Here is a 22,771-nt window from a genome sequence, read left to right on the forward strand (position 1 = left end):
TGTTGAATTACATGTCATTCGCGTTACGGCTATTGTACAGACTCATTGCTTTTTCAACACCCTGTTTCTGGCTCATTTCCACCGCATCCATCACTAAGTTAAGAACCTTTGACGCGAGAGAGGCTTCTGTGGGGGAAAATTTGCCTAACACGTGGGAAATCGAGTCGGGGTTGTCGGCGTCTGCGGGTTTACCGATGCCGATGCGCAAACGGGAGAAATTTTGGGTATTCAGGTGAGCGATCGCGGATTTCATGCCGTTGTGTCCCCCAGCCGAACCCGATAGCCGCAGCCGTACCCGTCCCAGGGGTAAATCCATCTCGTCGTAGATAATCAGGACCGATTCGGGGGGTAGCTTGTACCAACTGGTAACCGCACCGATCGATTCTCCCGATCGATTCATGTAGGTTAGGGGTTTGAGCAGCCGGACTTTCTCGCCGTTCACCCCCCGTCCTTCAGCAAATTCTCCCTTAAATTTACGGTTTTCGGTTAGAGTCATCTGCCAGGATTTCGCCAAGGCATCGATGGCCGCAAAACCGATGTTGTGTCGAGTGCGATCGTACTTTTTTCCCGGATTTCCCAACCCAACTATGAGCTGGGGAATGACGAGGGGAGGTGGAGTTACTTTTTGGGATTGGGAACTTTGAGGCTTGGAATTTTGAGGTTGGGAATTTTGGGTTGGGGATTCGGGCACGATCTCAAATGACGCTCAAATGATGCAGAATTTTTGATAATCTCTCGGTCGCGTTGGTTTGCCAATGCCAATTTTCTAACTCGATCGAGTTAGCACTTTGACAATCAACTCAACGGAAGAAACTCAAAGGATTCCGAGTACGATGTTAAGCCAGTAGAAGGTCGATGGATGACACCTTCCAAATGCACTCGAAATGCCATGTTTTCAATCTCGCTCGAGATTAACCTTCAGAGGAGCGAGAATTTTCCTCGGAAGCCGTTGCCGTTGCTTTCTCGGTGGAGTTGTTCGTACTCACTTGGGGTTCGTTTCCCGAATCAAGCTGTTTGACTTCCCGTTCTAACTCTTTTTCAAAATCTTTGGTGGCATCTTGAAAGCCGCGAATGGCTTTACCCAAACTGCTACCGATTTCCGGTAACTTTTTCGGTCCAAAGACCAACAAGGCAAGAACCAGAATGACGGCCATTTCGGGTAAACCAATGCCAAAAATATTCACGTGTTGCCTCCTGCGTTTTAATCGCTTGTCGATCGAGCGGTATCGTTTTGACTTCGATCGGGTGTTTTGCTTCGATCGAGTTGATGCGATCGCCCGATAACGAATATCACAAAAAATCCCGGCTGTCAACCGGGATACCGATCTAAATATTGAAACCGCATCCGAACAATAGACTCCAAATGAAGCGTTCGGTGTGGCTCTATTTCTACATCCAGTTCACATCTACATTCTCGATGATGAGGGAAGAGTTGTAAATCTGTAAGATAATCAGCAGAAAAACAAAAAATAATCCCATAAAGACTGCCATAACCGGCGTAGTGCCCCAACCCGGCGCAACTTTACCGTATTCGGAGTTTAGAGGCTTGAGAATATCTCCCAACCGAGTTCTTTGTGCCATAACTTACCTTGAGTATGTCTTGACGATATTTTTTAACGTTTCGTAATATTATAAGGTATAGCAGCTCGTATCTTAAATCAACTTATGGAACCCGCAACAGTTCTTAGTGTTTCGATCGTATCCGTCGTGATCGGCATTACAGCCTTCACTATTTATACCTCGTTCGGTCCGCCCTCGGAAGATCTCAGAGATCCCTTTGACGATCATGACGATTAAAAATCCCTTGCATAAAGATCGCTTGAACGAGTGTGAAAACCAAATTGAATCCAAGTGAATCCAAAAGTAAATGCCATCCTCTGTAAGGATGGCACTTGACTCGTTCAAAAATTCAGATAGCTTGTTGTCGTTGTCTTGAAGTAATATCCACGAGGGATAAAAGTGGCTGTTGCTAGATTCTGATTTGGACGCTTCTTTCTACGATGTCTTGTATCGAGTAGATATCAGTGTCAACTGAGCTATGCTCTACCTTACCAGTGAGCGGAGTAAGGGCAGTAGCCGAGGGTAGACTGACCGAAGAGAGAAGCGGGAATGTAGCCCTGATTGCCAACGCTATCAACGATTTCGAGCCACATATTACCGTCGAAGCCATCAATATTGCGACGTACCAACGTCACCTCTTCGTTGGGGTACATTTGAGCCACCACATCGCCATCGTAGCTAGGCATATCGCGCAAACCCACATAGTCGTCAGAGCTGATATTCATCCGACGGCAGACATTCATCACCGGACCCGATTGAGCGATGGTGTCTTCAGTGGTCTCGGGGGTCGCTGCAGCAGCGCTAACGGGAATCATGGAGGTGGCAGCTAGAGCAAGAAAAATTGCGGAAGCTTTAAACTTTTGCAAGTTCATCAACTGTAATCCTTAGATATTTGCTAGATGTTTGCTGTGTTCGTGATTCAAATCTAGCCTCACCAAAAATGAAGTGTCTTCAGTATTTTTGCGACCGTACTTTTGCGGTCGTATTTTTTCTAGATACCGATCGTATTTTTGAGGAGAAAACAATACATCGATACCAAAAACCTCTGTTTTTTCATTTGTTTCGATCGTAGAGATTTTAGCGCCCCACGATACAGGCAATCAACTCCCCCAAAATTAAACAAACTATCGAATAAGATCGAATTAACCACTGCCAGAATCGATCGCCCCAGCGACGGGACAGCACGCCTAACAACCAGCCAACTCCCAAACCGATACCCAACCAGACAATAACGGCTTCCAACTCCACCCTCATGACACCGGAAAGTAAATAATTCCCAAATCCGATCGCGAACGCTCCAAAAAATCCGATCGCAAATCCCCAGATAAACCGAACTCTTGCATCTAAAGCAGCGGATTGACGATCGCTTATTTTTCTTCTCATCTTCAACTCAAACCTTTCACTCGAATTTTTTTCTCTATTTTCTAGAGTTTCTATTTCGAGGATAGCCGAGTTGCATTGCTTCACTCTCCGCTAATCTGCACCGATACCGTTCGGCTGCGGGGGCCGTCCAACTCGAAAAATAAAACCGATTGCCAAGTTCCCAATCCCAATTTTTTATCGATAACGGGAATCACCTCGCTGGTACTCAACGTCATCGCCATCAGGTGGGAGTGAGCGTTTTCCGGTTCGTCGGGAGGAACCACCCGTAAGTGCAAGTCATTGTGCAAATACTTGTCTTCCGGTGGGGCTAACTTTTTTAGGTAAACTTTGATATCGTCGAGCAATCGGGTTTCGTATTCGTTAATCGCAATGGCGGTGGTGGTGTGGCGAGAAAAGACCAAAACTTGACCGTTGGTAATGGGACTCGATTCGAGCAGTTGGGTAATTTGCGGGGTCAGGTTGTAGATACCGATGCCGGTTTCAGTGTCTATATTGAGAATATGATGCTCGATCGACATATCGGATGGGTGCAGAGTTTGTGCGAAAAACTAGATCGATGGTACATCGGTAGGTTTGTTCGAGGCAATTGATGCTCGATCGAGAAAACATATCGAAAAATCGTTCTAGAGGGCGATCGCATCACAATCGATAATTATCGATCGCATTTTCAAAAATGTTTGTAAAAAATGTTTGAAACCATACCCAGTTCTCGATCGGCACGATGGGCATTACTGCACGATTTTATCGATCGCTGGTATAGCACTACGCATTTAGGTTAGGACACGACTATCTCTGTATTCCCCTCGGGGTGTTGAGCAATTTTCCTGAATGTCCTAACGGACTTGCGTAACGCTATATCCACCGGTGATGATGAATGATGGTTATCCAGAGGCAGAAATCATTGCTGCCGAACGCAGGCTTCAGTTGAAATTACCAACAGCATTAACCGAGTGGTATTTCTTATTTGGAAATCGATACGATCTCTGGCAAACTCAGGATTCTCTTTGTCCCCCCAGTCAGTTATATCTCGATGAAGATGGGTTGCGATTCTATTATGAAAATCAGGGCTGTTTTCACTGGTCGATTCCTACTGCTAACCTCGATGATGACGATCCACCGGTGATTCTCGATTTGGGCGGAGATTTAATGCAAGTCAACAGCAGTGTTTCCGAACACGCGATTCAACGACTTTTATACGAGACGAAGTTTCACTATTTTGGGGGTAACGGAACTTGTGGTTCTAAAATTTTTCAGATCGTTGCAGAAAACTTTTGTCGGTGTGCGTTACCAATTTGGTATGTATTTGGTGCCAGTATTCATTTTTTTACCCGTTCCGATCTGATTATCGAAATCTGGCACTATAGAAATGAAGCGGAACCTTCGGATTTATGGTTTACGACTCGAACGAAACAACGCTGTCAGGAAATGGTCCAAATTTTTGAAAACAGTGGTGTTTTTTTTGACACGATATTAGATGATAAAATTTACCTGTCCTAGTATATATAGCATTTCTCATACTTGTGAGGTACACCTTAAATTACACAGCCATTCATTTGAAAAATCGATAAGCAAGTACTGTACCTCATGAGTGTGAGAACCGCTATATATATAAATAAAAATAGATGATAATTGTGTAAAACATAAAAAAAATGAGTTAATTAATCTAACAGCCATCCGAATAATTCTTCAATCGTCAATTCTATTTCAGTGGCAAATGAGGGAACGGGTAGCTGCTGTTCGGGTCGATCGAAAACTAAGATTTTATCCTCTTGAAGATAGACAAAAACCGTTTTCTCCTCTGGATCGATAAGCCAGCCCATTTGGGCACCAAAACTGATACAGTGCAAAATATTTTTGGTGACTTTAGTTTGACTTTGACCGGGAGATAAAATTTCCACAGTCCAATCCGGTGCATAGGGAAAAATATTGGCAACTTCGCCATTGTCGTCTCTGGCAATTCTATCCCAAATAAAAACCGAAACATCGGGCACGATCGACGCACCGCCAAACGTACAGGGCAGTTCGGAAAATGCTCGAGCAATTTTAGCTCGTTTCAGAACCAGATTTACCGTTGTTGAAAACTCAGTTTGAATCGAGCTATGTTTTCCTTGAGGCATAGGTTTTGAGATGATTTCCCCGTTAATATATTCACTAGGGGGTTGAGTTTCGGGTAATTTCAAAAAATTTTCCAACGTCAACGGTTTAGAGAGAGCGCGTACCATTTGAGTCAGACTTTAAACGTTTCAGTGAATTTAGATATTATAAACGATCTCATTTTTGAGATAATTATAAAAAATATTCTCATCAAAAAATTAACCCTAAAACGTGGATTTTTCCTTACCCCGACAACACTTTTATCAAGCCATCCACCCTCGAGACGATCGCATCGATTTAGGCGTCGCTGCCTTGTGTATCGCCCAAGAAGAGTATCCAGAACTCGATATCGAAGAATACCTAAACGCCCTCGATACAATGGCTTTGGAGGTGCGAGAACAGTTGCCCATCGAAGCCTATCCCCTGCGCGTCATCCGCTGCATCAACCGCTACCTCTACGAAGATTTGGGCTTTGCGGGCAATCGCGATGACTATTACGATCCGCGCAACAGTTTCCTCAACGAGGTACTCGAACGGCGTACGGGAATTCCGATTACGCTGTCACTGGTGTATCTAGAAATTGCCAAACGCATCGAGTTTCCCATGGAAGGAATTGGGATGCCGGGACATTTCCTAATTCGTCCGGTATTTGAGGGTTCCGATATTTACGTCGATGCCTTCATGGGTGGTGAGGTGCTGTTTCCCGAAGATTGCCAAGAACGCCTCAGCCAAATTTTCCAGCAGCCAGTGGAATTGCGATCGGAATTTTTTCAACCGGTGAGTTCTCGTCAGTTTCTGGCGCGAATGCTGATGAATCTTAAAAGCATTTACCTGAGCCGCAAACAGATGACAAAAGCCCTTGGGGCGATCGATCGCATTCTGTTACTCTTTCCTGAAGCATCGACGGAAATTCGCGATCGCGGTTTGCTCTACTACTATTTGAAACATCCCGAAGAGGCGGCACGGGACTTGCAACGATACCTGGAACTGCAACCCCAGGCGGAAGATGCCTCGGAAATTGCCCGTATACTCGATGGATTGCGGGGGTAGGGTGTGACGCGGGGAATTCGGAATTCGGAAAAGGGGAGAATCGAGCAAACCCAGAACACTGGGTAATATCAGATCCGGGTAAAGAACTGGAGTTTAGACAAAAGTGCGATCGTAGAGCACTCGACTTGAGGGTCGAGCACTCAATGGGGGAAGCTCAGATTACTCACTAATCTCAGTCAACCCATGAAAAGTTTGACCGGGCTGAAAGAATTTCGCAACCGAGCCTACTGCCTACTGGGTAATGGCAAAGATGGCTTATTCGATTTGATGGATGCGACCATCACCACTAGAAGTGTACCCAGCTTTGCGGAACTCTCACTCTCACCAGTATTTCGTCGGCAATGGTCGAGTCGCCCCCTGGTACTCGGGCGGAGTCAGCTACCGAGTGGAGAACTGATCGAACTCTACGCAGAGCACTTGCCTCAACCCCCTCAAAATACTCAACTCGTGCTCGCCGGAGACCACACCGCATGGTCGAGGCTGTGGTCGCCAACCCTCAAGGAACGTACCTATGAACATCAACCCCAGAACCGTCCGGGAGCTAAACCGGTAACTGTGGGGCAAGGTTACAGTACGATAGTTTGTATCCCCCAAATGCAGGGAACTTGGGCACTCCCCTTGGTGCACGAGCGTATCACCAGCTTTGAAACGCCTCTTGAAAAAGCTGCATTACAGCTTAAACAGGTCTGTGAAGTCCTCCAGGAACGACCGATATCGTTGTGGGACTCAGAATACGGTTGTGCTCCCTTTGTTCAAATGACGGCAGCTCTCCCTTGTGACAAACTCATGCGCCTACGCTCCAATCGGGTACTCTACGGTCCACCTCCAGATTATTGCGGTCGCGGTCGCCCCCGCAAGTATGGCCAGAAGTTCAAGCTTCATGATGCGACGACCTGGTGGCATCCCCACGAGGAAACCGATGTAGAGGATGAAAAACGGTTATTCAACCGGATTTGATATAACGCGGTGATGCGCACAGCACAGAAAGAGCAGCATCAAGGGAAACCTAGAAGACGGGAGCAAGATGCTCCCACTGTGTACGGTTGACTCCTCTCCTGCTTCCCCTGCCTCCCCTGCCTCCCCTGCCCCCAAACCAAAGCTCCCTCAAGAACCGGAGGATTGAAGGCGGCGGAGTTCGTTCTCGATGTCGGCTTTGAGTTGAGCGTCGTCACTTATTCTTTGGGTCACTTCATTAAAAATGGTGACGTTTAACTGTTCTCGTTCGACAATTTCTTTGGCTTCCCGGCAGTAGTTAACGGCAATGCGTTTGATTTCGCCGCGCAACCCGGCAACGGTATCGGGATTATCGCAAATCACTTGAGGTGGGGGAGCGTCGCTGTTGGCTTCGGCAATTTGGTCGTAGGCGGTTCGGCGCAGTCGATCGATTTCTAAAACCGATCGAGCGTAGGCAGCAATGGTTTGTTCTTTATCCAGAACGGGTTCTCCTACCGGTTCGGTTTCCGCGATCGACTCATCGCCGGCCGCACAACTGGCTAACAGCGTCGAACCGAGGGCAATGGCGACGAGCGTTTTTATCCAAACAGGACGGGAGGATTGACGCATAGTTGTTACCTTTGGTGAGGATGAGGAAGATGGGGAGATGCTCAGATGCAGAAGCTGGTGAGAAGAGCGTCGCCACTGACTCATTGTCAATTGTTCATTGTAAAAGGTCTGGGGGCGATCGGATTTCCAACTCTCTTGCGAGACTCCCCACGTCCCCCTTCAGATTAAACTCCCAGAATTTAAACTCCCAAAATCAATTTCCACCCATTGAGCGTACCCGTATCTCTCGGAACGCGATCGATAACTCGCAGTTGCCAATCTCCCTTCGCCGAACGACCCAATAGGGTTTTGAGAATCGGCGAATTGCTTGTGGAGTAGCGGGCGCGCAATTCCTTTTGACACCCCAAACTGCGACCTTGCAACAACACCGGAGAATTGCCCGGCGCGATTAGGTAAATTTCCACATCTCCTAAGAAATCGTGTTCGAGATACACTTCCACTTGCACGTCCAAAACCGATCGCGAATCTCCCACGCGAATCCGACTGGTGGCACCGCGCGCATCGTTATCGGGAATGGAGTAAGCGCGATCGTTCCGTCCCTCCAGGCGCTGGCTGACTGGGGCGACAGTGGCATATTCCCGCTGGGCCGCCCGCACCGCTTTGTAGGCATTCACCTTACCGTAACCGAACCATTGGGAATGGCCGCTGCTGTCGTACGTCCCCAATTTATGTCCGAATTGCAAATCGGCGGCGGGATCGACGATTTTATCGGTCGTATCCTGCAAAATCTTCTTGACCTCAAACGCCGTTAACTCCGGATTCACCGATAGCACCAACGCCGCCACCCCAGCTACCACCGGACAGGCACTCGACGTACCCCCAAACCCGCTGGTGTAGTCCCCCGGGTCGTACCCCGCTGCCCCCAAGCGATCGGCCGTGAATACCCCCAAACCGGGTAAATACTGGCGCACTTCCGGGGGCGTACTGATAAATCCAGTCGACTGAAGCCACATTCCCGGTGGGGCGTTATTACTCGGGGCGGAAACGGAAATATTCGGTCCCCAGTTGCTGTAGGCGGCCTTCTGATTCAAGCTGGTGGTGGCAGATACGGCAATCACATCCGGATGCACCGCAAAACCGCTCAGCCATTCTGTCCGACCGGCGATCGCATTGCGCGGCCATCCCCGTTCGTTGACAATTCCCTGAGTCGGACGGTTGGCATTCCCCGCAGCAAACACCACCACGCAGCCCTTGCCGTTACGACCCTGGGTTGCCGCCCGCGTCACCGCCGCCCGTTGGCGCAAGGAGAGGGGGAAGTACACCGCACTCGCCCCCCAGCTACAGGAAATCACGGCCGCCCCGTGGGCGATCGCCCAATCGAACAGTTTCTCGATCGAAGCATCATCTAAATAGCCCGAGGTGCGAATGGGCATCAACGCGCAACCGGGGGCGACGCCAACCACACCCTGCCCGTTCTCTTCGGCCACGCAAACCCCGGCACAGGCGGTTCCGTGATTATCAGAAGCCCGTCCGGGTAGGGGCAGGAAATCCTTATCCTTGAAATCGCGGGGGGCGACAATTTTACCGGGGCCTTGAAAATCCGGGTGGTCGATTTCCACGGAATCATCGGTCACCGCGATGACAACAGAGCGATCGCCCCGCGTAATATCCCAAGCTTGTTCGACGGAAATATGGGAGTTGCTCGCCAGTTGGCTGCCGCCGGTATGGTGCAAGTACCATTGCCGGGGGTAGAGGGGGTCGCGGGGGCGGTAGTGGGCGCTGGTGGGAAGAATAATATTCGGTTCCGCCGTCAACACCCGAGGGTGGCGCATCAAGCGATTGGTAATTTTGACCGGATTTTCCGTGGCTTGCTTTGTCACTCGATAGACGTAGGTGTTGGGAATACCTAAGATGGGTTCGACTTGGCGCAATCCCACCTCAAGAGCGATCGCTTCTTGTTCCTGGGTGGGCGTCTCGGGGTCGAATTGAACGACAATCTCGTTGGTGAGGTAAATCGGCGTTTCCGGGTCTTCTCGAATTTGATAGACGTGGCTGGCAAACCCAACGCTGTCCAGTTCTCGAGCGCGAGAAATGGCTGTTTCGAGTTCGCTGGGTATGACGGTAAATTCAATCAGGGGAATCCGATTGCCCGAACCGAAGGGAATAAATTGGTATTGTTCGATTCCCATGGCATCGATGACATCCGACGATTTCGCCCCCGCAGCAGTCGCGACCGTAAAGCGATCGTTTACCTTATAGAGAATCAGCTCTTCTCCCCCTCGCTGGAGGATAACGCCGATATTATCGTCGGCAACGCCAACACCAGAAAATTCTGCGATCGGGTCACGTGTCATAATTGTGCATCCCTATTTTGAGTTATCGAAATTGTCCGCTTAGGGCAGAGAACTCAGGAGAATTTGGAATCGGAAATTCGAACTCACTTCCAAGAGTCGATCTCTCCCGAAGCCTCCCCCGCGATTGCCTGCCCCCTTCGCCTCCGAAGCCTCCCTCTCCCACCCCCCCATTCCGCAACGAAATGTTACTATAATCGGGAACTTGCCTAAATGATGTTCTTACCTCAGCATCAATTAAACCTCATGAGATCTGAAACTGCTCGATACCTCAGATATATCATCGGCTCAATGTCCGTGCCAATTCTGGCAAGCTTTGTCTGTTCGGTTCCAGCTGGTGCCTGGGAAAAACCCAGTTCCTCGGCTCAGTTGCCCGCCACGGAAGAGAGTCTAGAAATTATCGAACTCGATGCAACCCCAGAATCCCTCGATCCCGATGCAGAGCTGACCCCGGACGAGCTTCGACCCTTATCTCTCGATAGTACCGTACTGAGCTTGCCTGGAGCGGAGCGTTTAATTGAGGAAGCCAAAGTCGCCGTCGGGCAGCAAAATTACGAGCTAGCGTCCCAAAAGCTACAGGAAGCGCGGCAAATCCTCAATCAGTTATCGACGTACTATCAAGAGTTAGCTGCCAGTTTTTCAGGAATCGATAACCGGGTATTCGAGAGTCAGCGGGATATGGCCCTCCAAGCGGCTCAACTGCGCGATCGCGCCACCTACGAACTCGCCGTCCTCCACCGCGCCCAAAATAAGCCGGAACTCGCCGTGCCGCTGCTGGTGCAGATTATCCGCTCCCAAAATCCCACCCGCGATTTGGGTCAAAATGCTTATCGCCAACTATTCGAGCTAGGGTTCGTCGATGCTCCCTATCCCCGTCCCCGCAACGCTCAAAGCGCCCCTTCGACGTTGAACGCTCAAGAGTAAACCTGCCGGGGTATTATCTTGGCGATCGTATCGATGACCTCGAATTTCCACAAACTACGACAATTTAGACTAATTAGACTTAATTAGATTAAATTAATAATTGACGTAATTATGCCCGCGAAATGGAGGTGACAAGATGATGAATCCCGATCGAGTTGAGGAGATGATTAAATCGGCGCTAGCAGATGCTCGCGTGGAAGTTCGCGATCTCACCGGAGGCGGCGATCATTACGAGGCGATCGTTGTTTCTTCTGCTTTCGAAGGAAAATCTCTGGTGAAACAGCACCAACTCGTGTACGGCGCGCTCCAACAAGCGATGGCATCGGAAGCCATTCACGCCCTCGCCCTGAAAACCTACACGCCTGAAGCTTGGGAATCCGCCGTTCGAGCCGGATAGTTCCGTTTTTTTCTCCTCAACCATTTCCAGACCCGCGACACTTTAATTTTTCAGAAAAAATAATGACCCCCGAATTAAAAGAACGCATCGATACCCTCATTAAAAGTGAGAAGATTTTCGTATTCATGAAGGGCAATAAACTGATGCCCCAATGTGGTTTTTCCAATAACGTGGTGCAAATTCTCAACGCTTTGGGAGTGCCCTTTGAAACCTTTGACGTTCTCGAAGATATGGAGATTCGTCAAGGCATTAAAGAGTATTCTAACTGGCCGACGATTCCCCAAGTTTATGTCAATGGAGAGTTTTTGGGCGGTTCGGATATCTTAATCGAAGAGTATCAAAAAGGCGAACTGCAAGAAAAGTTAGAGGTTGCCCTGGCTTCGTAAACGGGTTGGCTTCGGGTTGGGCGCGATCGCCGTAATTCACCTCGATCGAATCACGACACTATAGGGGTCAACGTCTGTTGACCCCTACCTATTACTACACCTATCCCGTAACAAAACAGGACGAGTTTCAGAGTCGGTGAAGGTTTCTATTTCTGGAAGTGAAAAAATCCCCATTTTATGATGTCTTGATTTCCCGCTTCAATCCATGAATTTAGGCGATGGTTCATTTTCTCGAAAAACTCCTGACTCCATATGCTTTTCTCTTCGCTTTGTATCTCTTTCATTTTTTCCAATAATCGTGAATAATTGATGACAATGTTCTGGGATAGGTCAATAACCTGTATTTCTGATAATATAGTTTTGACAGCTAAATCTCTGTAAGTTTGACGTGGATAAAAGTTGGTTATGGTGGAATAAAAATCTTTTAATTGCCGCTGGTCTTCTGAGAGATTGTCATTACTTGTGACAACAGAGAATATCAACTGACCGCCATCCACTAAAATCCGTTGGACTTCTTGGAAAACTTGAATAAGATTATTACTGTGAAAAATTGCATCTTGAGACCAGACAATATCGAAAGAGGAATCTGGGAATGGTAAATCCTCGAAACTGCCCTCACAAACATCTATAAAGCTGGAGAGTTTCTGTTCTTGGTTCCGCTTTTGATTTTCAATATTTTGTTTCGTACTAATATTTAAGCACGTGACATGGCATCCATATTTTTTGACCAAAAATCGTGCGGCTCCACCGTAGCCAGAACCCAAATCTAAAACGCGAGAGTTGCTGCTAATTTTGACAAGGGATGCCATTGATTCTACAGTTCGCTTTTTAGCGATTTCTAGTGGTTCGTCTTCCCGTTCGAATAAACCAATGTGAACGTGTTCTCCACCAGAAACCTTTTGGTAGAATAAATCGGTATCGTCTGTATCGTAATAATTTTGATTTAATTGAGCAATTTCTGAGTAATTTGCACCCATAACTAGCCTCTAAATTAATAAAATAAGATATACTAACGGATTGACGAAAAAAAGTCCATCGGCAATCCCTGCTTTTTTTGTCGCTCGACCGCCCATTCCGGTTCCGGGTTCAAAGACAAAGACATCGTGCCATCTTCAGCAACGTTATACACCCACTCATACCCCGGACACACGTTAGATTCGAGGTTGGGAAGGGTTGTAGGCCATTTTCCCGTTTCGGCAGCCAAGGCCTTCGCCTGCACGATTTTCTGAGTCAATTCCAAATCCAGCATATGCTTTTCGGCTTTCACCACCTGATTTAGAAAAGATAGCAGTCCAATTTTGTTTGCGGGGATATTCCAAGCGGCAGGCTGTTGTTTACTCTCGACGACATCAGAGGCGCAGATATTCGGCGGTTTCGCTTGGTACTGTTCGATACCGTACTTCTGGACTTGGTACGAATCAATAGCCGTGAACCGCAGCCAGGGTTTAGTAACCGGAGATAGCAGCATTCCCTTAACCTTTTCAACTGTGCCTTGAAAGCCAGCCTGGATGGTGTGAGAATCTCCAAATTGAACCGTTTTAAAGATTTCTCCCGGGGCAATGTTACGGGTAGCATTAAATATCAAAAAAAATTCCCCGTGAATGGATGCAAGCATCGACTGGGAGTAATTGTGTGCGACTAAACGTTCTTGCCATTCAACCGGCAAATTACCCAATTTTCGCATCGTTCCCGCGAGATAGCGTCCGTTCATCAGACCAACCAATTGACCGATGAGGTAGGGATTATCTTGGAAAGAGGCGTGAATTTGCCAAGCGGCTTCAAGCATTTCCCGCGCGGCCTCAGTTTTTCCTTGGCGCTGTTTTTCGAGAATATCTAAAGCAAGGATTTGTTGCAGGTACATACTTGCTAAGTAACTCGGCAGCGCAAATTCGTAATCTCCTTCTAAAATGGGAGTGAGATTGGTTTGCCAAACTGGTGTGCCTTGACTGGCAATGACTTGCCGGATTTGTTCGAGGGTGGCGGCGTTGGTTTTGAGATATTCTTGAAGTGCCGTTGGAGGCGGATCGATTTCGTTCGTGGGTTTAGCGATTTGTGCGTCAATGTATTCTTCGAGTGGATCGGAAATAACTTCCCAGGCTTGTTTAGAACTGGGTTCGACCTCAATATTTTCAATTTGTGGCGCATATTCGCTGTTGGCATCTTCGGGCCAGGAATACAAATCGAATCCTAACTTTGCCGAGAGGGTTTTGAGGGCGATCGCCGTTTCGTTGTACTCGGTTTGGACCGGAACCTGTTGGGTAAAAGCTTCTAATTCTCGTTCGATTTCTTGTTCTCGTCCGTCGGCAACATAATTGGCTCCCACGATCGAGATGGTGGTGAGTCCGATGGCAGCCAAAGCCGATCGCTTAACGATCGGATTGTTGAGAATTTTGAAGATTTTTTTCATGGATGGTTAACGAACGCTCAACGAACGATTGCAAGAAAATTTTTCAGATTTCTACAAAAAACGATCGATAATTTTTCTCTAGATTTGAATATTTACGATCGCAATTCAGAGTTTGAATATATTATTGAATGTTTCTCCTAATTACGGTTTTAGCTATAACTCAGATTGAGTGTCAAGTCTTGGATTGGCGAAGAGCCAAGGCCAAGATTCGATTTTGTCATTCACTGATATTTCGTAAATCTTCGATGGAAACGATCCGTTTTCTGATTCCATATCTTTTTGCTTCTCCCAGTTGGCAATGTAAGTCGATATCGTAGTTGGAAAATTGTTCGTGATTCCATATCTCTACTGAGGTGCAGGTTGCTCTAAGATTCTGGGATATAGTTTAAGACTTGATAATTTTGTGCGATCGAGATCTCCAGTACATCATTTTGGAGATCTCGATCGCATTAATGTTGACACTAAAAGCGATCGCCAACGGTTTCAGGTCTGGGCGAGATTGTTAACTAATGAGTTTTGTCGATCGGCGATCGAAAAATGCTCTTCATCAACACCTCATGCAGTAACAACCCGACGACAAAACCCGGAGCAATTTCGTAGAGGACGTCGCTATATCCTAAAACTCGCCAGACGATCGTGGTGGTTAATCCGGCTAACATTGTCGTGCTTAAAGCCAAGTAGTGTGTCCGTGTTTTGATTAAGATAATCAGCATGGCTGGACCGATCGAACCGGCGACAGCACCCGCAGCAAATAGAATTAAAGAAAATACGGTTGCAGAAATATTCATCGTTGCAATCACAGCCACAATCCCAACTAAGAGAGTTGCCGCTTGTTCGTATTTGATGCCATATTTCTGGGACATCTTGAGATGAAAAGCAGGGGAAATATCTCTAGCCAATGCACTCGAACAAACCAGAAGTTGGGAATCTGCCGTTGAGGCAATTACAGAAAATACCCCCGCTAGCACGATTCCCACGAAGACTGGCGGAAAATTTTGCATTGCATAAAAGGGTAAGGCTTGTTCGGGGTCATTAATCTCGGCAATTAACACGCGGCAAATAATGCCGAACAACAGCATCGCAATCCAGGTCGAATAGACATAACCGAGATATGTCCACCTTGCTTGTTTGGTTTCCTGTGGACTTCGACCTGCGAGTAATCTGACTAAAACTTGGGGCTGAGAAATATCAAATCCGAAGCCAAAACAGAAAAACCCCACCATCAAGGCAAGTAGTTCCCAGGGGTTTAATCCACCAGTCAAACTGAGGAGATTCGGGTCGATGTCATTGAGCCTGGAGAGAATCTCTGAAACTCCACCCCCAGCGATTAGGGCAACAGCCAACATCCCAAAGGCAACAAACATCACCACAAATGCCTGTACCACGTCAGTCCAAATCGATGCTCTGAGTCCTCCAGTCACGCAATAGACCAGAATTGAGCCAGCGGCGATCGAGGCTCCAATATTGGGGTCAATCCCAAAAAACACGTCCAAAGTTTTAGCAGCAGCAGCAAATTGTCCGGAAGTATAGGCTCCAAGAAAGACAATCGTTATTAGAGCAACAATCAGAGTAATCAAGCGTTTCCCTTGAGGGTTTTTAGCGGTTGCTCCCAAGAATTCAGGAACTGTTTGGGAGTTTTGCTCCACAGAAAGGTGATTGACTTTATCCGGAAAAAATGTCCAAAAGGTTAGCTCGCCTAAGAAGGTTGGAAGAACAATGAGCAGAGACGAAATTCCCGTACTGTAGGCGACTCCCACGGCTCCCACCATAATCCAGCCACTGTTCCCCGTCGCTCCCGCACTCAGCCCGATAAAGATTTTGCTAAAGGAGCGATTTCCGAGTAGGTAGTCTGCCTCTGTATTGTTAGAAATTTTGGCAGCAATAGCACCAATCCACAAGAAAACGATTACAAAAACTGTGAAAGTAAAAATTGTAATGATATCGTTCATCTAGAATTATTTCTTGTGAAGGTGTTAATGAGGTAAGATATTTTTTTGCTCGGTAGAAATTGGGCTAATTGAAATAAAATTTATCGTGATTAATGTATTATTTGTTTTGATTTTATTTTTTGTGTTATCCAATAAAATTGTTAGCCATATTTTTATTGTCTAGATAAAAATCGAAGTCAGACCAGAATATTTCATTTTCTACCCTTCTCTAGGAGAGGGTGCTTTGGGCTGTACTTTTTGTCTGGATAGCTTGCTACCCCAATAAATCGTTTTCCTTTATTGCTTAGACCATTGCATCCCCATTCAGTGAGAATCCATTCATGACTCAGTTCAAGTTGACTAGGGGAACAACCGACCCATGCCGCAACAGAGCTCTAATATTGATTTGGGTTTCAAGATTTTAATCAAATCTTCATAAAGGGAGAAATTCATCTTGAATGCATTCATGATTTCATTATAGAAATAGGTAAATTTGTTATATTTTGATTGGCTTAAGTTTATGTTATTTATTATCTGACTAGTACCGATGGGATTATATCAGTAAATAAGAGAGTTACAGCAGAAAAGCTAAGAGAAGATCGGCCTCGGTTGCTTTGAGGATGTACGCAAACACACCAAATAATGAGAAAATAGCGCCTAAACGTCAATCTCGATCGAACTTTCCCCTCAATCCGGACTCAATAATCTCGATCGAGTTACGAACTTTCCTATAGTCGTTTGTATGCCATCGATCTTCCCACCCGCTCAACCCACCATCCCCCCGCACACCTGGAATCGTCCCATCGGCTTGGGTTGGGAAAAACCCTATACCGTTCGCTACAGCAGCAATCTCGATGATGGTCCTTGGCATGGGATGCCGTTGGGGGGATTTGGTGCTGGTTGTATCGGTCGTTCTTCGAGAGGGGATTTCAATCTCTGGCATCTCGATGGGGGAGAGCATATTTTTCGCCAACTCCCCGCCTGTCAGTTCAGCATCTACGAAGAGGCGGCCGGAACGACTCAATCCTATGCTCTGTGTACCGAAGCCCCTGAAGATGGTACGCTGTCGGCATGGAACTGGTATCCCCAAACTCAAGATAAAGATGGAAAGTCCGTCGATACCGGAACCTACCACGCCTTGTATCCCCGCAGTTGGTTCGTCTATCGCAACGTCTTTAAAGCAGAGATTACTTGCGAGCAGTTTTCACCGATAATTCCGGAGAACTACCAAGAAACCAGTTACCCGATCGCAATTTTCGATTGGACGATCCACAATCCCACCGACGAACCCATTGTCGTTAGCATTATGCTGACTTGGGAAAATATTGTCGGCTGGTTCACCAACGCGATTAAATCCCCGGAAGTGCGGGTTCGCGACGATGGCAGTCCGGTGTATGAATATCAGTCGAAGTGGGGAGATAGCGAGGGGAACTTCAATCGCTGGGTGGAAGACTTTTCCCGGTTGGGTTGCGTGATGAACGGGGGAAGCTTGGGGGAAGAACCCGAAGAAGGGGAAGGACAAATTGCGATCGCCACGGTAACCAATCCGATCGTCGAAGTCTTCTACCACAACTGCTGGAACCCCGACAGCGACGGCGATGAGGTGTGGCAGCATTTCGCTACCGACGGGTCTTTGCCGGGTCAGGAAGACGAAACCCCCACCCCGCCAGGAGAACGCTTGGCTACGGCGATTTCCGTTCGTACCACCATTCGACCCGGCAGAACCCGCAAAATCCCGTTTCTGCTGTCCTGGGATTTCCCAACCACCGAATTTGCCGCCGGAATCAAATACTATCGCCGCTACACGGACTTTTTCGGTCGCAACGGGCAAAATGCCTGGGCGATGGTGCGCACGGCCCTCAAGCATTCCGACACTTGGAAGGAAGAAATCCAAACCTGGCAGCAGCCGATTTTGGATGATGAGGGGTTGCCGGGTTGGTTCAAAATGGCCCTATTTAACGAACTCTACGACCTTACCGATGGGGGCACCCTGTGGACGGCGGCCGACGAATCCGAAGCCATCGGCAAGTTTGGGGTGTTGGAGAGTTTAGACTATCGCTGGTACGAAAGTTTAGACGTGCGCTTGTATGGATCGTTTGCGCTGCTGATGCTGTGGCCGAAGCTGGAGAAGTCGGTGTTGCGTTCCTTCGCACGGGCGATTCCTACCAGCGACGATACACCGCGCGTCATCGGTTACAACCAAGCTGCCGCCATTCGCAAAGCCGCCGGGGCTACCCCTCACGATCTCGGTGCGGCTAACGAGCATCCTTGGGAACAAACTAATTATACGAGCTATCAGGACTGCAATCTGTGGAAGGATTTGCCCTGCGATTTCGTATTGCAAGTGTATCGAGATTTCTTGCTGACGGGGGGAAAAGACGATCGCTTTTTATGGGATTGCTGGCCGGCGGTGGTAGCGGCGTTGAAGTATTTAAAAACCTTCGATCGCGATGGGGATGGGATTCCCGAAAATGGCGGCGCGCCAGACCAAACTTTCGATGATTGGCGATTGCAGGGGATTAGTGCCTATTGCGGTGGGTTGTGGTTAGCGGCGTTGGAGGCGGCTGTTGCGATCGCCGAATATTTGGCCGCGCATCCGGAACCCTACGAATTTTCTCCGGAAGAATCAGTAACCCCACCCGATCCAGAAGAGATGGGGAAAGTGTACCAAACTTGGCTAGAACAGGCAAAACCCCTCTATCAAGAAACCCTCTGGAACGGTCGCTACTATCGCCTCGACAGTAAAAGCGGATCGGAAGTGGTGATGGCCGATCAGCTTTGCGGGCAGTTTTACGCGCGGCTGCTGGGACTGGCAGATATCGTCCCCGAAGAATGCGCTGTATCGGCGCTGCAAGCGGTCTACGAGGCGTGTTTCGTCAAATTTAATCAAATTAGCTCAAATGGGGGCGATCGCCTGGGAGCGGCGAATGGGGTGATGCCTGACGGTTCCCCGGAAGACCCGAACGCCACTCATCCCCTGGAAGTGTGGACGGGGATTAACTTCGGGTTGGGGGCCTTTTTGATGCAGATGGGAATGAAAGAGGAAGCGTTTGAGATGGCCCAAGCTGTGGTGGGGCAGATTTATGCGGGGGGTTTGCAGTTTCGGACTCCGGAGGCGATTACGGCAGTTGGGACGTTCCGCGCCTGTCACTATCTCCGGGCAATGGCGATTTGGGCAATGTATTATCAAGTGCGGTGAAATATTTCTGCGTTGTGAGATATTTTCCCTTTACCCCTAAAAATTGATGCGGCGATAAATTTCACTCATCGGCACTTCCACCTTTAAACTGTGCAAAACGATCGACCCCTCGATACCTTCATAAACTTGCCAGGATGCACGATCGTTTCCTTCACGATCGAGATTGTAATACTGCTCGATATAGGGTTCGGTTTGGCTGACGAGTAAGTATTCTTCAAAGCTGGGAATCGATCGATATTTTCTGAATTTGTCGCCTCGATCGTACCCTTCCGTCGAGGGAGATAATACTTCCACAATCAGTAAGGGATTGAGAATTTCGTCGGTGCGATCGCCGTTAAATTCCGGTTCGCCATGAATAACAAAAACATCAGCATAAGTTCCACACTGATATTCGGGAATCCAGATTCGCAGGTCGCTGTTGTACGTTTGAAAGTGAGTATCACGCAGAGTCAGGTTCAAATGGGTTGTGATGTCTACAGTAATACGGCTGTGGGCTGGGGAACCTCCAGGCATGGCAATTATTTCTCCGTTGCAGTATTCGTGGCGTTCTTCGGCTGTTTCTTCGAGCGCCCGATATTCTTCTAGACTGAGGTGAGTTTTGGTGACCTCTGCATCGATATTGGCGGGAGTTGTTGGGGTCGAAACCACGATCGCACCTCCAGAATAGCTGGTGTTTCAACTATTATGAACGAAACAGACAAGCGGCGCGTCCTAGTGCCTCTACGCGGAATGAAAAATGAAAAATTCTTACTAAATCAGGTATGACAATCAAAAAACCGGTCGATGAGTGGCGATCGCCTATAAATCCCCCGATACAATGATGCGCGTCCGTCTCGCATTCCTCAGACGATCGTGAAATCTGCAAGCTTTCTAGAAAATTTAGAGCAAGTGGCCGCGGTTCGCACTCAAGCCGCCAGTTGTTTGAGCGATATCGCCCACACCCTCTCCCAAGCGCAACAAGATAGTAAATCTGGTTCGTTGGAAGTCAAACGGGAAATTGAAGATATGACCGTGGCAAGCGAAAATCTCCGCAAAGGGCGGTTTCGCTTGCTGGTTCTCGGGGATATGAAACGGGGGAAAAGTACGTTTCTCAACGCGCTGCTGGGGGAGAAACTGTTGCCCAGCGATGTCAATCCTTGTACGGCCTTGCTGACGGTGTTGCGTTACGGAACCGAGAAGCAAGTGACCCTGCATTTCAACGACGGCAAACCGCCTCAAAAGCTGGATTTTAAAACCTTCAAACGGGAATATACCATCGATCCGGGGGAGGCGAAACAGTACGAACAGGAGCAAAAATCCGCGTTTCCCGATATCGATTATGCAGTGGTGGAATATCCCCTGCCTCTGTTGCAACAGGGGGTGGAAATTGTCGATAGTCCCGGTCTCAACGATACGGAAGCCCGGAACGAACTATCTTTGGGGTATATCAATAACTGCCACGCCATTCTCTTCGTGTTGCGATCGACTCAACCTTGCACCCTAGGGGAACGGCGCTATCTGGAAAATTATATAAAGGATCGGGGACTGACGGTGTTTTTCCTGGTCAATGCCTGGGACCAAGTGCGCGAAAGCCTCATCGATCCGGACGACCCGGAAGAAATCGAAGAAGCGGAATACAAGCTGCGGCGGGTGTTTAAGTCCAATCTAGCCGACTACTGCAAGGTGGAAGGTCACGATTTTTACGACGAACGGGTGTTTGAGATTTCGGCGTTGGATGCCCTGCGCAAGCGCCTCAAAGATGCCGATGCGGACTTGGCGGGAACGGGATTTCCCAAGTTTCTCGATGGGTTGGGGACGTTTTTGACTCAAGAACGGGCGGTGTCGGAACTGCGGCAGGCGAGGACACTGGCGCGGCAGGGAAACGATCGCCTCCAGGAAGCCATTGACGTGCGGGTTTCATTGCTCGATCGCGATGTGAACCAATTGCGGGAGAATATTGCCGCCGTGGAACCGGAATTCGAGCAACTGACATCCATTCGCGATCGATTCGGGGCAGAAATTCGCAACCTTCGCGACGGCAAAGCCCAAACCGTCGCCGACTCGTTTCGCAGTTACGTGCTGAATTTAGAGCATACCTTCGAGGCGGACTTCCTGCGCTACCAACCCAACTTGAATATGATGGATATTCTCGATGGCAATCGGCGGCGATATTTCGAGGAAAATCTCAAACAAACTTTCGAGCAATATATTAACGATAAGATTGCCGATTGGAGTTTGGAAGCGGAACGAGAAATCGATCGCGGTTTTAAGGAACTGTCGCAACTGGCGGCGCGCTACGGCGACGATTATGCCAAAGTCACCGATACCATGACTGAAAAACTCACCGGGCAACCGGTACGGACAAAAAACCTCGGTTCGGTGGATGAAAATGACGCACCTTCCTGGGCATCCTGGGCGATGGGGTTAGTATCCCTGGCTTCGGGGAATTTAGCCGGGGCAGCCTTGGCGCAAGCGGGGTTTAATTGGAAAAATATCCTTCTGAATATGGTCGCCGTCGTCGGAATTGGCGGGGCGATTGCCACCCTTTCGGGAATCGTGTTGGGCCCGATTACCCTGATGCTGATTGGGTTGGGAGTAGGGGCGCTGCAAATGGATTCGGCGCGCAAAAAGCTGGTGGGCGCGACGAAGCAGGAGTTGGTGAAGTATTTACCGCAAATTGCCCGAGAACAATGGCAACCGGTTTACGATGCGGTGAAGGAATGTTTCGATGCCTACGAACGTGAAGTGGGCGATCGGATTAACGATGATATCAACGCCCGGAAGGCAGAGTTGGAGAATTTAGTCGAGCAAAAAGAGCGGTTTGAAATCGATCGAGAGGCGGAAGTGGCGCGATTGCAACGGTTGGGGACGGATGTGTCCGATCGAGTGGCGCAGTTGGAGGCGGTGTATCGGGAGTTTTTGGCAATGGCGGATTAATTCAGGTATCGGGTCTACAACTCAACGATGGGATTGGTTGATTATCCAAGCCGGCTAGTAAAACGGTTAAAATCTAAGGAGGCTAGAAACTGCTCAAAATTAGCCTCCTAAAACACCATACAAACTTTTAGGTCTGAAGAAATATGGAAATTTCCAATATTAGTTTCTTGGCTCTACACAAATTTGAAGATGATACTGCTATACGTGGAGCAATTTTAGTGACCGATCGAGACACTAAACCGATAGAATTCAGAGTAACAGCACCAGTTCGTCCAGAGAAGTTTCAAAAGATACTTTACGGCGAACTATTGGATGAGCATATATCCGTTGAGCTAATTGGCTTACCTTTATTAGATTCTTTAGAACAGACTCCAGACGTAGTGATTACTCAGAATCATTTATTTTTAGGAATGAATAAAAAGCAAGAAATTCCGACGATTCTCATGTTGAAAGAAGATGAGCCTAATTTTCAAAAAGGCATAGCTACTCAACAACTGAATTTGCCCGACTCTACAGTGAAAATTGCAACTAATCTTCAATTAGAGCAAGAATTAGAAGAGATAACGCACATATTACAAGACATTTTCACCAAGAGGAATTTAATAGAACCATTTGAGCGTCTGAAAAGTGCATGTACCGATATACACGAGCGTAAATTAGGTGACAGTTAACA

23 protein-coding genes are annotated in these 22,771 nt (G+C 48.0%); 10 read left to right on the forward strand and 13 right to left on the reverse strand.

The window, feature by feature from the left end:
• Positions 1–7: 7 nt before the first annotated feature.
• The 3 genes from pth to psbH form a co-directional block, all read right to left on the reverse strand.
• Positions 8–601: an aminoacyl-tRNA hydrolase gene (pth, locus tag AC2215_RS23870; RefSeq protein ID WP_486812567.1), complete on the reverse strand. Its 594-nt coding sequence runs from the start codon at positions 599–601 to the stop codon at positions 8–10.
• A 310-nt stretch (positions 602–911) separates the two neighbouring features.
• Positions 912–1,184 (reverse strand): TatA/E family twin arginine-targeting protein translocase, encoded by a 273-nt coding sequence (locus AC2215_RS23875; protein WP_486812521.1) that lies wholly within the window; start codon positions 1,182–1,184, stop codon positions 912–914.
• Positions 1,185–1,389: 205 nt separating this feature from the next.
• Positions 1,390–1,581: a photosystem II reaction center phosphoprotein PsbH gene (gene psbH, locus AC2215_RS23880; RefSeq protein ID WP_486812522.1), complete on the reverse strand. Its 192-nt coding sequence runs from the start codon at positions 1,579–1,581 to the stop codon at positions 1,390–1,392.
• A gap of 84 nt (positions 1,582–1,665) precedes the next feature.
• Between psbH and psbN the strand changes: the two genes are divergently transcribed.
• Positions 1,666–1,797 carry a photosystem II reaction center protein PsbN gene (gene psbN, locus AC2215_RS23885; protein WP_486812523.1) on the forward strand — a complete coding sequence of 44 codons (132 nt, stop codon included), beginning with the start codon at positions 1,666–1,668 and terminating at the stop codon, positions 1,795–1,797.
• A gap of 251 nt (positions 1,798–2,048) precedes the next feature.
• On the opposite strand, the gene AC2215_RS23890 is transcribed toward psbN, so the two are convergent.
• The 3 genes from AC2215_RS23890 to AC2215_RS23900 form a co-directional block, all read right to left on the reverse strand.
• On the reverse strand, positions 2,049–2,432 hold the full coding sequence (locus AC2215_RS23890; RefSeq protein ID WP_486812524.1) for an SH3 domain-containing protein: 384 nt from the start codon (positions 2,430–2,432) through the stop codon (positions 2,049–2,051).
• Between the two features lie 205 nt (positions 2,433–2,637).
• On the reverse strand, positions 2,638–2,943 hold the full coding sequence (locus AC2215_RS23895; protein ID WP_486812525.1) for a hypothetical protein: 306 nt from the start codon (positions 2,941–2,943) through the stop codon (positions 2,638–2,640).
• Between the two features lie 80 nt (positions 2,944–3,023).
• Positions 3,024–3,461, reverse strand: a complete 438-nt coding sequence (locus AC2215_RS23900; protein WP_486812526.1) for a secondary thiamine-phosphate synthase enzyme YjbQ — start codon at positions 3,459–3,461, stop codon at positions 3,024–3,026.
• A 349-nt stretch (positions 3,462–3,810) separates the two neighbouring features.
• Here AC2215_RS23900 and AC2215_RS23905 point away from each other — a divergent pair, with 349 nt between their 5' ends.
• Positions 3,811–4,440, forward strand: a complete 630-nt coding sequence (locus tag AC2215_RS23905; protein WP_486812527.1) for a hypothetical protein — start codon at positions 3,811–3,813, stop codon at positions 4,438–4,440.
• A 161-nt stretch (positions 4,441–4,601) separates the two neighbouring features.
• Here the strand turns inward: AC2215_RS23905 and AC2215_RS23910 are convergent, their stop codons facing one another.
• Positions 4,602–5,165, reverse strand: a complete 564-nt coding sequence (locus AC2215_RS23910) for a Uma2 family endonuclease (protein ID WP_486812528.1) — start codon at positions 5,163–5,165, stop codon at positions 4,602–4,604.
• Between the two features lie 103 nt (positions 5,166–5,268).
• Between AC2215_RS23910 and AC2215_RS23915 the strand changes: the two genes are divergently transcribed.
• Both AC2215_RS23915 and AC2215_RS23920 read left to right on the forward strand, forming a co-directional pair.
• Positions 5,269–6,087 (forward strand): SirB1 family protein, encoded by an 819-nt coding sequence (locus AC2215_RS23915; protein WP_486812529.1) that lies wholly within the window; start codon positions 5,269–5,271, stop codon positions 6,085–6,087.
• A 183-nt stretch (positions 6,088–6,270) separates the two neighbouring features.
• Positions 6,271–7,044 (forward strand): transposase, encoded by a 774-nt coding sequence (locus AC2215_RS23920; RefSeq protein ID WP_486812530.1) that lies wholly within the window; start codon positions 6,271–6,273, stop codon positions 7,042–7,044.
• A gap of 147 nt (positions 7,045–7,191) precedes the next feature.
• Here the strand turns inward: AC2215_RS23920 and AC2215_RS23925 are convergent, their stop codons facing one another.
• A complete protein-coding gene (locus AC2215_RS23925; RefSeq protein WP_486812531.1) occupies positions 7,192–7,650 on the reverse strand; it encodes a DUF4168 domain-containing protein in 459 nt (152 codons plus the stop codon).
• 179 nt (positions 7,651–7,829) lie between these two features.
• Positions 7,830–9,944 (reverse strand): S8 family serine peptidase, encoded by a 2,115-nt coding sequence (locus AC2215_RS23930; protein ID WP_486812532.1) that lies wholly within the window; start codon positions 9,942–9,944, stop codon positions 7,830–7,832.
• A 243-nt stretch (positions 9,945–10,187) separates the two neighbouring features.
• On the opposite strand from AC2215_RS23930, the gene AC2215_RS23935 reads away from it, so the two are divergent.
• From AC2215_RS23935 to grxD, 3 genes are all read left to right on the forward strand, one after another.
• Complete coding sequence (locus AC2215_RS23935) at positions 10,188–10,865, forward strand: hypothetical protein (RefSeq protein ID WP_486812533.1); 678 nt, start codon at positions 10,188–10,190, stop codon at positions 10,863–10,865.
• Between the two features lie 136 nt (positions 10,866–11,001).
• The gene (locus AC2215_RS23940; protein WP_486812534.1) at positions 11,002–11,262 is read left to right on the forward strand and encodes a BolA family protein; all 261 of its coding nucleotides are present in this window, start codon (positions 11,002–11,004) and stop codon (positions 11,260–11,262) included.
• A 62-nt stretch (positions 11,263–11,324) separates the two neighbouring features.
• Positions 11,325–11,648 carry a Grx4 family monothiol glutaredoxin gene (gene grxD, locus AC2215_RS23945; protein ID WP_486812535.1) on the forward strand — a complete coding sequence of 108 codons (324 nt, stop codon included), beginning with the start codon at positions 11,325–11,327 and terminating at the stop codon, positions 11,646–11,648.
• 146 nt (positions 11,649–11,794) lie between these two features.
• On the opposite strand, the gene AC2215_RS23950 is transcribed toward grxD, so the two are convergent.
• From AC2215_RS23950 to AC2215_RS23960, 3 genes are all read right to left on the reverse strand, one after another.
• The gene (locus AC2215_RS23950; protein WP_486812536.1) at positions 11,795–12,625 is read right to left on the reverse strand and encodes an SAM-dependent methyltransferase; all 831 of its coding nucleotides are present in this window, start codon (positions 12,623–12,625) and stop codon (positions 11,795–11,797) included.
• Between the two features lie 32 nt (positions 12,626–12,657).
• Positions 12,658–14,055, reverse strand: coding sequence for a hypothetical protein (locus AC2215_RS23955; protein WP_486812537.1), 1,398 nt, complete (start codon positions 14,053–14,055; stop codon positions 12,658–12,660).
• Positions 14,056–14,561: 506 nt separating this feature from the next.
• Positions 14,562–16,004 (reverse strand): sodium/proline symporter, encoded by a 1,443-nt coding sequence (locus AC2215_RS23960; RefSeq protein WP_486812538.1) that lies wholly within the window; start codon positions 16,002–16,004, stop codon positions 14,562–14,564.
• Positions 16,005–16,725: 721 nt separating this feature from the next.
• Here AC2215_RS23960 and AC2215_RS23965 point away from each other — a divergent pair.
• Positions 16,726–19,182, forward strand: a complete 2,457-nt coding sequence (locus AC2215_RS23965) for a GH116 family glycosyl hydrolase (RefSeq protein ID WP_486812539.1) — start codon at positions 16,726–16,728, stop codon at positions 19,180–19,182.
• Positions 19,183–19,218: 36 nt separating this feature from the next.
• Here the strand turns inward: AC2215_RS23965 and AC2215_RS23970 are convergent, their stop codons facing one another.
• Positions 19,219–19,830: a Uma2 family endonuclease gene (locus AC2215_RS23970; protein ID WP_486812540.1), complete on the reverse strand. Its 612-nt coding sequence runs from the start codon at positions 19,828–19,830 to the stop codon at positions 19,219–19,221.
• Positions 19,831–20,034: 204 nt separating this feature from the next.
• Between AC2215_RS23970 and AC2215_RS23975 the strand changes: the two genes are divergently transcribed.
• Together AC2215_RS23975 and AC2215_RS23980 are read left to right on the forward strand one after the other, a co-directional pair.
• Positions 20,035–22,098: a dynamin family protein gene (locus AC2215_RS23975; protein ID WP_486812541.1), complete on the forward strand. Its 2,064-nt coding sequence runs from the start codon at positions 20,035–20,037 to the stop codon at positions 22,096–22,098.
• A 143-nt stretch (positions 22,099–22,241) separates the two neighbouring features.
• The gene (locus AC2215_RS23980) at positions 22,242–22,769 is read left to right on the forward strand and encodes a hypothetical protein (protein ID WP_486812542.1); all 528 of its coding nucleotides are present in this window, start codon (positions 22,242–22,244) and stop codon (positions 22,767–22,769) included.
• The last annotated feature ends 2 nt before the right edge of the window (positions 22,770–22,771 follow it).

This window comes from Zarconia sp. (assembly GCF_057467645.1).